This window comes from Nitrosococcus wardiae, assembly GCF_004421105.1.
GTDB classification, from domain to species: domain Bacteria; phylum Pseudomonadota; class Gammaproteobacteria; order Nitrosococcales; family Nitrosococcaceae; genus Nitrosococcus; species Nitrosococcus wardiae.
In genome coordinates this window covers 1,819,106-1,833,305 of the sequence record NZ_CP038033.1, presented here as the reverse complement: position 1 = coordinate 1,833,305, position 14,200 = coordinate 1,819,106, and the positions used below count along the sequence as shown (strand labels likewise).

The window sequence follows — 14,200 nt, the reverse complement described above, 5'->3', positions numbered from 1 at the left end:
GGCTTAGCCTGGATAATTCATAAGATCACCATAAAGACACTAAGAGCACAAAGAAATCAACCGGTCATAAGGCGCGTTCAAAGAATGACTAATTCTGCTCGCAGGGCGTCGGCCTGCTTGAGGGCTTCGAGAATCGCCATTAAATCTCCTGGCGCTGCTCCCACCTGGTTCACCGCCCGCACAATATCACCCAGTGACACTCCAGGGGCAAATAAAAACATCCGGCTACCTTCTTCCTTTACCTCTATGTCCGTGCGCGGCACCACCGCCGTCTGTCCACCAGACAAGGGAGGCGGTTGGCTAATTGCCGGATTAGCCGTGATGGTCACCGTCAGGCTGCCGTGAGAGACGGCCACAGGTTGCACCCGCACATGCTGGCCGATCACCACAGTCCCGGTGCGAGAATTGATAACCACCTTCGCCGCGGCCTCACCGGGTTCGACCTCTAAGTTCTCCAACAAGGAGACAAAGCTGACCCGCTGCGCCGGATCAGGAGGTGCGTTAACCTGGATCGACGTCCCGTCTAAGGGACGAGCGGTGCCGGCACCGATCGCCTGGTTGATAGTCACGGCAACCCGGTTAGCCGTCGTGAAATCCGAGGTATGGAGATTAAGGACAATGTGGTCACCCTCCTTAAAGGGATTAGCCACATGCCGTTCCACCGTAGCTCCGTTGGGGATACGTCCGGTGCTGGGTACATTGACAGTCACCCGGGAACCATCATTTCCTTCGATACCAAATCCCCCCACCACCAGATTGCCCTGGGCCATAGCATAGACGCTGCCATCGGCGCCCTTGAGGGGAGTCAATAACAGGCTCCCGCCACGCAGGCTCCTGGCGTTACCCAGTGAAGCGACGGTAATATCAATCTGCTGACCAGGTTTGGCAAAGGGAGGCAATTGGGCATGGACGGAGACTGCCGCTACATTTTTTGGCTGGGGATTAACACCGGGGGGCAAATTGATCCCAAACTCCCGCAACATATTCCTGAGGCTTTGAGTAGTATAGGGTACCTGCGTCACTTGGTCTCCTGTGCCATCCAATCCCACCACCAGGCCGTAACCCACCAGTTGGTTGCTACGAACCCCGGCGATGGCGGCCAGATCCTTTACCCGCTCAGCTTGGGCCGCTTGGCCTAGCCAGAGTAAGATCACTAGGAACAGAATCTGAATTATTTTCACCGCAAAACTCCGCGGGCTTCTGATTTTAGTTGGGAATAGTTGGCCAGGTGAACTCACTTAAAAAGGCATAAATTTGCTAAAGAAAAGCCGGGTGAGCCAACCCATGCGATTGGCATCCTGGGTTGCGCCATCGCCTACATAGGCGAGACGGACATCCGCAAGTCTTAAAGAAGACACCGTATTATCCGGCTGGATATCCCGGGGACTGACAATACCAGAGATTCGCAGATATTCGTTGCCCTGGTTGATAGTGATGACCTTCTCCCCTTGGACGATAAGATTGCCGTTTGGCAACACTTCAGCGACAGTAACAGTAATGTGACCATTGAGGCGGTTATTCTGGCTGCTATCTCCACTTCCGGAGAAGGCACCTTCAACCGCAGCGGCCATTTCCAGGGAATTGTTCTTGTTGCTGGCTAAAGGAAACCATTTAGGGGTATCGAATTGGACGGCAGAACCCAGCAAGGTGGGATTAGTTAAAGAATAACTGGTTTCCTTGTCGATGGCGGTGTCACTCTCTTTCTCCGCATCAGTCCGCTCTTCCAGCACAATAGTCAGTACATCACCGGCCTGCCGCGCCCGGTAATCGGTAAACAATGAGAGCTCATACCCGGCGTGATAAATCGCCCCGTTATTATGCTGAGGCGGTGGCGTTGTCCTAGGGAGGGTTGCTGCAAAATGAGGATCCGGTTTGGGCACCTGGGCCGCACAGCCGGCAATGAGAGCAATACCCACCATGCTGATCATGATTTTTTTTAAGTACGCCGGCGGAAGTTTTGAGGGGTTGCTTTTCCTGACCTCTATGCCAGCCGGCACACTCTTGTTCGTGCCCGCAGTGCACGCTACTTGTTGCCTTGTCGGAGCGGTTGAGAAACGCAAAACTGACCGCGCTCTTCTCAAAAATTTTGCCGAGATATTGATGCCCATGCTTGAAGCATTACCGATTTTGCCGCCCCTAAGTTGCATAGTTTTTTAAAGACTCTGGGTCGCAAACTGGAGCATTTCATCCGTGCCCGCAATTGCTTTAGAGTTCATTTCATAGGCCCGCTGGGTTTCAATCATATTGACCAACTCTTCCACCACATTCACATTAGCGCCCTCTAAAGCGCCTTGGACCAAAGTCCCGAAGCCGGTAAGCCCCGGAATTCCCGTTTGGGCGACACCACTAGAGGCGGTTTCCTTGAAGAGGTTATTGCCAATGGGCTGTAACCCTGCCGGATTAATAAAATCGGCCAATTGAACATTTCCCAGTTGGGTAGGCGCGGTGTCCCCCGCCACTAATACCGACACGATACCGTCAGAGCCAACGGTCACAGAGAGGGCACCTTCAGGAATAGTAATCCGCGGCTCTACAGGATAGCCGCTGGAAGTCACCAACTGGCCATTGGCGTCCACCTGGAAGGTACCGTCACGGGTATAAGCTAAACTGCCATCAGGCATGAGGATCTGAAAAAAACCCCGCCCCTGAATAGCTAAATCAAGGGGATTTTCAGTCTGAGCAATGCTCCCTTGAGAAAAGAGTTTCTCAGTGGCGACAGTCCGCACTCCCGTACCTAGCATTAACCCGGAAGGTAACTGGGTATTCTGGGAAGACTGGGCACCCGGCTGGCGTACCGTTTGGTATAGCAAGTCTTCGAAGACAGCCCGGCCGCGCTTAAAACCGGTGGTATTGACATTGGCAAGGTTATTGGAAATAACCGCCATGCGGGTCTGTTGCGCATCAAGGCCGGTCTTGGCAATCCATAAAGCTTGATTCATGGCCCATTCCCCCTTTATTTTAAATTTAAACCGTCTTTTAACTCATTCGAAGCATTTGAGCAGAGGAGGCATCTAGTTCCTCCGCCGCCTGCATCATCTTGACCTGCATTTCGTACTGGCGGGCTAGGGCAATCATTTCCACCATAGCGTCCACTCCATTGACATTGCTAGCCTCCAACATCCCTGAAGCTAGAGATACTGAAGCATCTGGCGGAGCGGCAGTGCCATCCGCTAGCCGCAGCAAACCATCTTCGCCTTTTTTTAACTGGGCCAAGGGAGGATTCACCAGCTTGATCCGGTCCAACACGGCTAAGGTATTGGCCTCTTGCCCCAAGGGACGGATGGAGATGGTACCATCGGTGCCGATTTCCACGGTTTCCGCCGGCGGAATAGCGACCGGTCCACCTTCCCCAAGGACCGGCTGGCCTGCTCCTGTGGTCAAAATCCCATTGCTGGAAATTTTAAGATTGCCTGCTCGAGAATAGGCCTCGTTCCCATCGAAACCCTGCACGGCAATCAGGCCTTCTCCCTGTACCGCTACATCTAGTTCCCGATCGGTACTTTGGAGAACCCCCGGGGTGAAATCCACTCCAGGGCGTTCTGCCATGGCATAGACTCGGGTAGGGTAACCTGCACCAAACACGGGCATACTGCGGAACTGGGATAAATCAGCCCGAAATCCTGTAGTATTGAGATTGGCTAAATTGTGATTATTAGCAGCAGTGGCCTGCATCATCTGCTGGGCCCCTGTCATTGCCACATAAAGCATTCGATCCATTCTGATTTACTCTCTCTACTCATGCTTAACGAATATTAAGAATGGTATCCGTGAGGGTACTCACCGTCTCAATGGCCCTGGCATTTGCCTGGAAGTTACGCTGGGCGGTAATCAGATGCACCAATTCCGCAGTGAGATCCACGTTGGAACTCTCCAAGGCCCCTCCCTGGATTAAACCAAAACTGCCATTGCCCGCCTCACCCGCTATGGCGGCTCCTGAGTCAATGGTGCTCTCCCAAGCATTATTCCCTAACTGACGCAGCCCTTGTTCATTAGGGAATTGAGCCAACGCCACCTTTGCTAGGGCTAAATCTTGCCCATTGCTGAAATTGGCCCGAATGACCCCCGTTTCACTGATATCCAACCCAGTAAGTCGGCCTGACGTAAACCCATCTTGATCCAATGCTGTGACATTAAATGGCGAAGCCACCTGGGTGGTGGTGGTAGAGGGAAAGTTCAGCGTCAAGGCCATATCATCGGCGCCATTGCCAAGAACCACAGGATCAGTCACCAAAGGGCTAGGCGTTGTCCCCGTCAAGCTGCCTGCCGAATCGAAATTAAGGACCCCATACTGGATACCACCTGTGCCGGCGGTACCTCCATTGACATTGACGAGGGCCCCATCCAAGGCGTGATAAACGGCCCACTGGTTGGGGCTATTGGTGTCCTTAATGAAATACAAGGTAGAAATATGGCTATTGCCAAGGGAATCGAAAACCGTCGTTGATGTGGAAGCCGTGAAAGTATCGGCATCCAAAGGATCGAAATTAGCCGGGTCCAGGGAAGCGGCATCCGCAGGCAGATTAGCCCCTATATTGATTTGGCTGGTTGCTTGGGGGGTTACCGCCGAGGTAGGAAGCCGCACCGGCTGAGAACTTTCCAAACTCGATGCGGTAACAGTGCCCTCCTGGTTGACAGGAAAAGTGCGCAAAAATTGACCCGCGCCATTAACTACATAGCCATCCTTATTGATACTAAAGGCACCTGCCCGAGAATAGACCAATTCATTGCTGGTCAAGTTGGGAGACAAAGCAAAAACCCCCCGGCCACTGATGGCCAGATCTAGCATATTTTGTGTGAAGTCTAAATTTCCCTGATCAAACTGCTGGGCCGCCCGGCTGAGCAAAACACCACTGCCCACTGCCGTCTTCGGGCTGCCGAAAGAGGAGACGGCAAAAATATCGGCAAATTCAGCCCGCGACCTTTTAAAACCTGTGGTGTTGGCATTAGCAATATTATTTGAGACCACATCCAGATCAGAGGATGCAGCATTCAGACCACTAAGCGAATTATTAAACGACATAACATTTCTCCTCGACCCAAGACCCTATAAAATTTGCTCCACTTGACCAAAGGGTACCGACCCCTGTCCTACCAGATTGAGAGTCAATCCTTCGCCCCCTTCTTTGATAACCACGCTGTCCACCCGCGCTACCGCAAATGAAGGCAAGGCTTGGGTGTTGCCATCGACCACCCCTTCCACCTTGAATTGGTAAAGCCCAGGCGGGGCTGAGGTCCCATCCTCCTTGAAACCATCCCAGGCAAAGTGAACGGTTCCGCTTTGGCCTGCTCCTAGATCTAAAGACCGGACCAACTGGCCAGCTTGATCAAAAATCTTCAATTGCAGGCTGCTTGCTTCTGAAGGCAACTTGACAGCTCCCCGCAAGGAGCCCTCTGCCTCCAGCGAACCGACCTCCGAAGGCACTAATACCGAGCGGCCAACTAAACCCGAAGCTTGCAGCGCTTGATTGGACTGCATGGAACCGCTGAGTTCTTTAAAGGAGTTTTGCAGATCTTGAATCCCACTCACCGTCCCAAACTGAGCCATCTGGCCAAGGAAAGTGCTATTATCCATGGGTTCAAAAGGGTCCTGGTGATTAAGCTGGGTAGTCATCAATTTCAGAAATTGTTCTAACCCCAATTCGGTGTTTTGAGGCTTTTTATCGGGTGGTCGGGTCAGTCCTAATTCTTTATAAATATCCAGGTTGGAATGGGTCGCAGTAACCATTATTTAATGCTTTCCCTATCCGCTATTCACCCAATTGCAGGGTGCGTAACAGTAACTGTTTGGAAGTATTGGCAACCTCCACGCTATTCTGATAACTGCGTGAAGCCGAAATCATATTGGCCATTTCCTCAATGGGATTCACATTGGGATGAAAAATATATCCTGCCTCGTTGGCCATGGGGTGATCAGGAGCATACTCCTGCCGTAGCGGGGCCTTGCTCTCCACGACCCCCAGCACTTGCACTCCCCCGGTAGCCGCCCCTTGATTAAATTCATTCAACACAGTAGCGAACACCGGATGGCGGGCCCGATAAGTCTGATTTACGCTACTGCTGACACTATCGGCGTTGGCAAGATTGCTGGCGGTAGTATTCAGTCGCAGGGTTTGGGCACTCATCGCAGTACCCGAAATATCAATGATTTTGAACAATGACATGGCGCTACTCTCCCTTCAGGGCCGACCGCAGTCCTTTGAAGCTGCCACTCAGGAAGTGGAGACTGGCTTGGTATTGGAGCGCATTCTGCATGAATTTACCATGCTCCACCTGGCTGTCCACCGTATTGCCATCGATGGAAGCTTGTAGGGGGACGCGATAAAGGGCCTCCCCTCCAGGGAGTTGCCCTGCCGCAGAAGGCAAATGCTTCGCATGGGTGACTTGCAGTGGCAGGGCTGTTCCCTGGGCCTGCTGGAGTGCCGTCTTAAAATCAATATCTCTTGCCTTATAGTCCGGCGTATCAGCATTAGCGAGATTGGCCGCCAATAATTCGGCGCGCCGAGACCAAAGGCTCAAAGCATAAGGATGAATTCCCAATGCCGAATCAAAGGAAATAGACATAGCTCACTCCCGGCAATCAATAAATTGAATTACCCTAAAACACATGCAAGGGTTATGCCACCTAGAAGTAATGCTAAGAATCAAACAGATAGAAACTAAATATTTACTGGCAAGCTATCCTCACCCGGCAAATAATTGCCGCAGGCGGCAATAGCGCTTGCCTTGTCATCCTGGCATACTTTGCCTGCTAGGTTGCAAGCGACGATTAACTTAACACACAAGAAAAACTACGCTATAAACATTTATGAATCAGAAATTTGCTTCTAAATCCGTGTTGGTTACCGGTTGCTCTAGCGGCATTGGCCGCTGCGTTGCCAGGGGGTTACAAGCCCGCGGTTATCGTGTCTTCGCCACAGCACGCCGAACCCAAGATCTCGAAGAACTCACGGCTGAAGGTCTAGAGGCCATTTCCCTTGAACTCAGCGATGAAGCCTCCATTGCTAATACGGTGGACACCGTTCTGGAACGAACGGGGGGGCAACTTTATGCTCTGTTTAACAATGCAGCTTACGGCCAGCCGGGTGCTGTAGAAGATTTATGCCGGGAAGTATTGCGAGCCCAATTAGAAACCAATACCCTAGGAACTCAGGAACTGACCAACCGCCTGATCCCCGCCATGCGCAATCAAGGCGCTGGCCGCATCATCTACAATAGCTCTGTGCTCGGTTTTATCGCTCTGCCCTTCCGCGGAGCTTATAACGCCAGCAAATATGCTCTGGAAGCCTTAGCAGACACTCTTCGCCTAGAGCTCTATGGAAGCGGAATTAAGGTCTCTGTTATTGAGCCTGGCCCCATCAGTAGCCAATTCCGCCACAATTCATATCAAAAGTACCTGGAAAACATCGACCCTACACGCAGCGCCCATTACCAAACCTATCTCGCTATGGAACAGCGCCTAAAAAAATGCGGGCCCGCCGTCCCCTTCACCCTTCCCCCTGAGTCCGTGCTCAAAAAAGTCATCCATGCTCTAGAAGCACCACGACCCCGAGCACGCTATTATGTCACCACTCCCACTCATGTTTTTGCCGCGCTGAAACGTATGCTCCCCCACGCTGCCATGGATTGGATACTTCGTCAGGTTTCTCGCAGCGAAAACCGGTAGCGCTGGCACCATTTGGATACCCGCACAGGAAACCTCCACCACTCCATTTAAACCTAATTAGCTCCATGGAAAGGGAACCTTGCCGCGGGCGACCCAAACCATATAACCAAATAAGATAAGGGCCACACACCCTGCAATGGCCCGAGTAGGCTTAGTCCGACCACGTTTCAAAGCAATACTGCCGAAAACGATATAACCTATCAGCGCCAGGACCTTTGCCGTAAGCCAATCATTCACAAACGGGTATTGATGCAAGATAAGCGTTAAACCAATAGCGCTTGTCAATAACACCGTATCCACCATATGGGGGACAATGCGCACCCAGCGTTGCTGCAAATACTGGGGAGAAAACAGCATCCACAAGCCGCGCCCAATGAAAAGCACCAAAGTAGTCGCTACACTGGCAAGGTGGATATATTTAAGCGTGAGGTATAAAGTCATACTGCTACCTTATCCTAATACTTATGCATAGAATATGTAATATCACAGGGTGAGCGGCTGTGAAATTGAACTAAAGCCTGCAAGGGCCTGCTTGCAGTTTGGCTCCCCACAACCGACTTACCCTGACAACATTCGAAGATTTCTGCTGAGGTACTCAGTTCTACAGGCGCCTCTTCAATTTTTAATTGCACGAAGATAATGCCATGGAACCCCAAACAACACGACCAGCGAAGGAAAACAGCCAACGGATTCAACCGCTAGCGACCTTGCTTCGATATTCCCTCAAAAACTTTTACCGGATCCGGGTCAAAGGCTTGGAACATTACCAAAAAGCCGGCCAGCGGGTATTACTAATCGCCAACCATATCTCTTTTCTCGATCCCTTGCTCCTGGCAACATTTCTTCCCCAGGACACGGTCTTCGCTATCCCTCCCCAGTTGGCCCAAAACCGTTGGCTACGCCCCTGGCTCAAGCTAATCCCCACTTTCCCTTTAGACCTTATGGATCCCTCTGCCCCGCAAGTGTTACTTCGGCGCCTTAACGAGCACCGTCAGGTGGTCCTTTTTCCCGAGGGGCGGATCAGCGCGACAGGTTCGATAATGAAAATTTACCAAGCTCCAGGATGGGCCGCCTATAAATCCGGAGCCAGGGTGCTACCCGTACGGATTGAGGGGGCTGAAGACACCCCCTTTTCCTGCATGCGCGGCCGTCGCAGATGGTTCCCTCCCATTACCATTACCCTATTACCGCCCCAGGACTTTACTCTACCGCCGCAACTTCCTAGCCGGGAACGACGCAGACAGGCAGAAGTCCGGCTGCTGGAAACCATCACGGAAATAAAATTCTCCAACAGCCATTATCGCCGTACAGTCTTTGAAGCTTTGCTAGATGCCCGTCAAAAGCATGGCGGAAGCCTGCAAATTGCTCAAGACTTAGACCGCCAGCCCATACGCTATAACCGGCTGGTACAACGAGCCTTTCTGTTAGGTTCGGTGCTAGCACGAGAGACTCAGCCAGGAGAATACGTCGGCGTATTACTGCCTAATGCTTTAAGCACTGCGGTTCTCTTTTTCGCTTTGCACAGCCAGGGCCGCGTACCGGCCATGTTGAACTTCACCACCGGCGCTAGTGGCCTTTCTGCTGCCATCGAAGCGGGCGGTATTGGCACCGTATATACTTCACGGCGTTTTATCGAAGCGGCTGAATTACAGACCATGGCGGAGATCCTAGCCCGCAAGATTCGGTTAATTTATTTAGAAGATTTACGCCAGCACATCGGCCCTTGGAAACTGCTGCAAGCCATGGCTCGCTCTCGTTTTGCCCGGGCGGCTTATTGGCGCACGGTCCCCCAAGCCACCCCTGACGATCCGGCTGTGGTTTTATTTACCTCTGGCTCTGAAGGGACGCCCAAGGGAGTGGTCCTTTCACATGCCAACCTGTTAGCCAATATTCAGCAAGTTGCAAGCCGTATCGATTTCACACGAGAAGACTTGATCCTTAATACCTTGCCCGTCTTCCATGCCTTTGGATTAACGGCGGGCACCCTGTTGCCCCTCCTTTCCGGCGTTCCTCTATTTTTATACCCCTCACCGCTGCATTATCGGATGGTTCCCGAAGTCTCCTACCATGTCAACGCCACCATTTTATTTGGCACCAATACTTTCCTAGCCGGCTATGCCCAACATGCCCACCCCTATGACTTCCATAGCATACGCTATGTGTTTGCAGGGGCGGAGAAATTGCAGGAACCCACTCGCCGGCTATGGAGCGAGAAGTTTGGAATCCGCATTTTCGAGGGCTATGGGGTTACGGAGGCCAGCCCAGTATTGGCCGTCAATACTCCCATCGCTCACCGTTCAGGCACGGTGGGGCGATTGGTCCCCGGGATTGAATACCATCTCGAGCCTGTGGAGGGCATCAACGAGGGCGGGCGCTTAGAAGTTCGGGGGCCTAATATCATGTTAGGTTATTTATTACATCACGCCCCCGGACTGTTACATCCTCCCCATACTCCCCGTGGTAGGGGATGGTACGACACCGGCGATATCGTCAATATTGACGAAGACGGCTATCTTACTATCCGGGGTCGCGCTAAGCGCTTTGCCAAGATTGCCGGCGAGATGGTCTCTTTAACCACAGCAGAAGCATTGGCTTCCAGTGTTTGGCCAGAGGTACGCCATGCCGTTGTTTCCCTGCCAGATGCCAAAAAGGGGGAAGAATTGGTGCTGCTCACAGAACAGAGAGACGCCGAACGACGTCCCCTATCGGCACAGGCAAAGGCGGAGGGGCTCAGCGAGCTGAGTGTCCCCCGCCGGATTCTGGTGGTAGAAGAAGTCCCTCTTCTTGCTAGCGGCAAAATAGATTATGCAACCTCCCAACGATGGGCAGAGAAAAAACTGCTGCAGATAGAAAAAGCCTTGGCCTAAACTTGTATTTGACCCTTAACCCCTGTGTTGTCTTCCATGGGAGGATTAATAAGATGAGCTTGAAACAGCAGTTAGAAGCCGATTACACCCAACGCAAAAATTGGGCCCTGCGACGCCAATTGGGTATTCCCAACAATCGCCGTCTTTGGGTCTGTGCTTGTATGGATGAACGCCTGCCCGTCGATGAAGCATTGGGAATTCGAGGCGATCGGGGCGATGCCCACGTCTTTCGCAACGCCGGAGGTCTCATTACGGATGATGCAATTCGCTCAGCGATGCTCACCTGCCAGTTTTTTGGAACCCAAGAAATCGTCATCATTAATCATACCGAGTGTGGCATGATGTCTGCCCATATGGATACCCTGGTTAACGCCCTCAAGGATCAAGGCATTGATCTGGACAATATCCCAGTTGATCCTTCTCTACCCGAGTTGAAGCTCGATGCAGGTGCCTTTGGCAAATGGATTCGCCTCTTCGACAACGTGGATGATATTTGCGCTAAACAGGTTGAATATGTCCGGAATCATCCCTTGATTCCTAATGATGTGACTGTCAGTGGTTGGATTTGGGAGGTAGAGACAAGCCACCTGCGACCTCCCCATGGCGCGGTGAGCGGTAAGGTTAATACCAGCAGGGAAATGGGCGCTAAGTAATCATGATGTCTTAGGAGAAGATGATGCCCACTTATGAGTACCATTGTGTGGCTTGCAACCAGGATTTTGAAGCCTATCATGGCATGAACGAGTCCGCGCCCTACTGTCCTGCTTGCGGAGGGTCAGTCAAGCAACGCTTGTCCGCACCAGCAATACATGGCTATAAGGCAAGAGGGCGTGAAGCGGCCATGCAATCCCTTAAGGATGAAAATCCAGGGACTTGTGGTTGCAGCCGCCCTCGTGGTTGTCATTCTCATTAGGAATTTTTCCGGATGCGGCGCAGAGTGCCTTATCCTGCCTACCAATAATATTATCAAAGATAAACCGTAGGCCGGATGCGCTACGCTTATCCGGCCTACGCGCCACTTCAAGCTAGGCGGCAGAGGCTGCCCTTGCTTTGCGCTCGAAGACGAAATGTTCGCCTTCAACTCCCACTTCAATCAGATCCCCAGGCTCAAATTTTCCCGCTAAGATTTCCTGGGCTAGTGGGTTCTCGATCTGTTGCTGAATCGCCCGCTTGAGGGGCCGAGCTCCATAAACCGGATCGAAGCCCACTTCTGCCAATTTATCCAGAGCAGTTTCGGACACAGCTAAATCCATATCCCGTTCTAGTAATCGCTGCTGGAGATGGCCAATCTGAAGTTTGGCAATCGCCCGGATCTGTGTTTTCAACAGGGGATGGAATACTACCACATCGTCCACCCGGTTAATAAATTCCGGACGGAAATGCTGTCCTACAATTTCCATCACCGCGTTTTTCATTTCCTGGTAATATTCCTCCCCGGCCATTTCTTGAATCACATGGGAACCAAGGTTAGAAGTCATGACCACTACTGTATTGCGAAAATCTACCGTGCGACCGTGGCCATCTGTCAGTCGCCCATCATCCAAAACTTGGAGCAAAATATTAAATACATCCGGGTGGGCCTTCTCCACCTCATCCAGCAAGATTACCGAATAGGGCTTGCGGCGTACCGCCTCGGTAAGGTAGCCTCCCTCTTCAAACCCCACATAGCCGGGGGGAGCACCAATGAGCCGGGCCACGGAGTGCTTCTCCATAAACTCGGACATATCGATGCGGACCATGGCTTCCTCCGTATCAAACAAGAAAGCCGCCAGAGCCTTACAAAGCTCAGTCTTTCCTACTCCTGTAGGTCCTAGAAAGAGGAAGGAGCCATTAGGCCGGTTAGGATCAGCCAGCCCGGCCCGGGAACGACGAATCGCGTTACTTACCACTTCGATGGCTTCTTCTTGGCCCACCACTCGCTGGTGCAAAGCCTCTTCCATTTTTAATAATTTCTCCCGCTCTCCTTCTAGCATTTTGGAAACCGGAATCCCCGTCCATTTGGAAACCACCTCAGCAATTTCTTCCTCCGTCACTTTGTTACGTAGTAACGTAAAATCCTGTTGTTCAGCCGCGGTGGCCGCATCGAGCTGTTTTTGGAGTTCCGGGATCTGGCCGTACTGTAATTCCGACATCCGCGTTAAATCTCCGGCACGCCGAGCGGAGTCCAATTCCAATCGAGCCTGCTCCAGTTTTTCCTTGATCCCTTGGGCACCGCTTAGGGCGGCTTTCTCCGCCTTCCAAACCTCTTCTAAATCGGCATATTCTTGCTCCAAATGATTAATCTCGGTTTCCAAAGTCTCCAAGCGCTTCTTAGAAGCTTCATCAGTTTCTTTCCGTAAGGCTTCCCGCTCAATTTTTAATTGAATCAAGCGCCTTTCCATCCGGTCCATGGGCTCCGGCTTGGAATCGATCTCCATTCGAATGCGGCTGGCAGCCTCGTCAATGAGGTCAATGGCCTTGTCCGGCAGTTTGCGATCGGTAATGTAACGGTGGGATAAAGTGGCCGCCGCCACAATGGCAGGATCGGTGATCTCCACCCCATGATGGACTTCATAGCGCTCATTTAAGCCTCGCAGGATAGCAATGGTATCTTCTAAGCTCGGCTCATCCACCAGGACTTTTTGAAAACGCCGTTCTAAGGCCGCGTCTTTTTCTATGTATTGACGGTATTCATCCAGGGTCGTTGCCCCAATGCAGTGAAGTTCACCGCGAGCCAAGGCTGGTTTGAGCATGTTACTGGCATCCATGGCCCCTTCCGCCTTACCTGCACCCACGACCGTATGGAGTTCGTCAATAAATAAAATAACATTTCCTTCTGCCTTGCTGATGTCCTTGAGCACCGCCTTGAGCCGCTCCTCAAACTCGCCCCGGAACTTAGCGCCGGCAATCAGAGCCCCCATATCTAGCGCGAGCAAACGCTTATGCTTAAGCCCTTCCGGAACTTCACTGTTGATAATACGCTGGGCCAATCCCTCGACGATGGCGGTTTTACCCACCCCTGGTTCACCAATCAGCACCGGATTATTTTTAGTCCGGCGTTGCAACACCTGAATAGTGCGGCGTATCTCATCATCACGGCCAATGACCGGGTCTAATTTACCCTGCTCAGCCCGCTCCGTGAGATCGATGGTATAGCGTTCTAAGGCCTGGCGCTGGTCCTCGGCTCCAGGTTCATTCACTTGTTGCCCGCCACGGATGGTATTGATAGCTGCCTCTATATTCGCCTTAGTGGCGCCGTTTTTACGCAACAGCTCGCCCACTTGGCCCCTATCCTCTACAGCGGCAAGCATGAATAATTCACTGGAGATGTATTGATCATGGCGTTGCTGGGCCAGCTTGTCGGTCACATTGAGCAACCGCATCAAATCTTGAGAGAGGTGAATCTCTCCGGGAACGCCCTGTACTTGGGGAAGCCGCTTCAGAGCCTCGCTGAGCTGGGCATGGAAATTATTGACATTCACCCCTGCCTGCATCAATAAGGGGGCTGCAGTCCCCCCTTGTTGTTCTAGCAAGGCAAACATTACATGCGCCGGTTCCAGAAACTGATGGTCTTGCCCCACAGCTAAACTCTGGGCATCGGCCAAGGCCTCCTGAAACTTGGTGGTTAATTTGTCCTGTCGCATGGGTAAACCCTCTGGTACTTAAAATCTCTTCTTATAGACAGAGATGG

14 protein-coding genes are annotated in these 14,200 nt (G+C 52.1%); 4 read left to right on the top strand and 10 right to left on the bottom strand.

Annotated features, from left to right (window positions below; translation table 11 throughout):
- Window positions 1-77 precede the first annotated feature (77 nt).
- From E3U44_RS08880 to flgB, 8 genes are all read right to left on the bottom strand, one after another.
- Window positions 78-1,181, bottom strand: coding sequence for a flagellar basal body P-ring protein FlgI (locus E3U44_RS08880; RefSeq protein ID WP_134357806.1), 1,104 nt, complete (start codon window positions 1,179-1,181; stop codon window positions 78-80).
- Window positions 1,182-1,238: 57 nt separating this feature from the next.
- Complete coding sequence (gene flgH / locus E3U44_RS08875) at window positions 1,239-1,928, bottom strand: flagellar basal body L-ring protein FlgH (RefSeq protein ID WP_134357805.1); 690 nt, start codon at window positions 1,926-1,928, stop codon at window positions 1,239-1,241.
- Between the two features lie 225 nt (window positions 1,929-2,153).
- The gene (flgG, locus tag E3U44_RS08870; RefSeq protein ID WP_134357804.1) at window positions 2,154-2,939 is read right to left on the bottom strand and encodes a flagellar basal-body rod protein FlgG; all 786 of its coding nucleotides are present in this window, start codon (window positions 2,937-2,939) and stop codon (window positions 2,154-2,156) included.
- A gap of 37 nt (window positions 2,940-2,976) precedes the next feature.
- On the bottom strand, window positions 2,977-3,717 hold the full coding sequence (flgF, locus tag E3U44_RS08865) for a flagellar basal-body rod protein FlgF (RefSeq protein WP_134357803.1): 741 nt from the start codon (window positions 3,715-3,717) through the stop codon (window positions 2,977-2,979).
- A 25-nt stretch (window positions 3,718-3,742) separates the two neighbouring features.
- A complete protein-coding gene (flgE, locus tag E3U44_RS08860; protein WP_134357802.1) occupies window positions 3,743-5,020 on the bottom strand; it encodes a flagellar hook protein FlgE in 1,278 nt (425 codons plus the stop codon).
- 24 nt (window positions 5,021-5,044) lie between these two features.
- On the bottom strand, window positions 5,045-5,725 hold the full coding sequence (locus tag E3U44_RS08855; protein WP_134357801.1) for a flagellar hook assembly protein FlgD: 681 nt from the start codon (window positions 5,723-5,725) through the stop codon (window positions 5,045-5,047).
- 22 nt (window positions 5,726-5,747) lie between these two features.
- Window positions 5,748-6,161: a flagellar basal body rod protein FlgC gene (gene flgC, locus E3U44_RS08850; RefSeq protein ID WP_134357800.1), complete on the bottom strand. Its 414-nt coding sequence runs from the start codon at window positions 6,159-6,161 to the stop codon at window positions 5,748-5,750.
- Between the two features lie 4 nt (window positions 6,162-6,165).
- The gene (flgB, locus tag E3U44_RS08845; RefSeq protein WP_134357799.1) at window positions 6,166-6,561 is read right to left on the bottom strand and encodes a flagellar basal body rod protein FlgB; all 396 of its coding nucleotides are present in this window, start codon (window positions 6,559-6,561) and stop codon (window positions 6,166-6,168) included.
- Window positions 6,562-6,805: 244 nt separating this feature from the next.
- On the opposite strand from flgB, the gene E3U44_RS08840 reads away from it, so the two are divergent.
- A complete protein-coding gene (locus E3U44_RS08840; protein ID WP_134357798.1) occupies window positions 6,806-7,663 on the top strand; it encodes an SDR family NAD(P)-dependent oxidoreductase in 858 nt (285 codons plus the stop codon).
- A 57-nt stretch (window positions 7,664-7,720) separates the two neighbouring features.
- Here the strand turns inward: E3U44_RS08840 and E3U44_RS08835 are convergent, their stop codons facing one another.
- Window positions 7,721-8,104 carry a SirB2 family protein gene (locus tag E3U44_RS08835; protein ID WP_134357797.1) on the bottom strand — a complete coding sequence of 128 codons (384 nt, stop codon included), beginning with the start codon at window positions 8,102-8,104 and terminating at the stop codon, window positions 7,721-7,723.
- A 203-nt stretch (window positions 8,105-8,307) separates the two neighbouring features.
- Here E3U44_RS08835 and E3U44_RS08830 point away from each other — a divergent pair, with 203 nt between their 5' ends.
- The 3 genes from E3U44_RS08830 to E3U44_RS08820 are packed head-to-tail and all read left to right on the top strand — an operon-like array spanning window position 8,308 to window position 11,443.
- Window positions 8,308-10,530, top strand: a complete 2,223-nt coding sequence (locus tag E3U44_RS08830) for an AMP-binding protein (RefSeq protein WP_134357796.1) — start codon at window positions 8,308-8,310, stop codon at window positions 10,528-10,530.
- Between the two features lie 53 nt (window positions 10,531-10,583).
- Window positions 10,584-11,183, top strand: coding sequence for a beta-class carbonic anhydrase (locus E3U44_RS08825; RefSeq protein ID WP_134357795.1), 600 nt, complete (start codon window positions 10,584-10,586; stop codon window positions 11,181-11,183).
- Between the two features lie 20 nt (window positions 11,184-11,203).
- Complete coding sequence (locus tag E3U44_RS08820) at window positions 11,204-11,443, top strand: FmdB family zinc ribbon protein (protein ID WP_206054935.1); 240 nt, start codon at window positions 11,204-11,206, stop codon at window positions 11,441-11,443.
- A 112-nt stretch (window positions 11,444-11,555) separates the two neighbouring features.
- On the opposite strand, the gene clpB is transcribed toward E3U44_RS08820, so the two are convergent.
- Entirely contained in the window at window positions 11,556-14,153 is a 2,598-nt protein-coding gene (gene clpB, locus E3U44_RS08815) for an ATP-dependent chaperone ClpB (protein WP_134357794.1), read from the bottom strand.
- Window positions 14,154-14,200 lie beyond the last annotated feature (47 nt).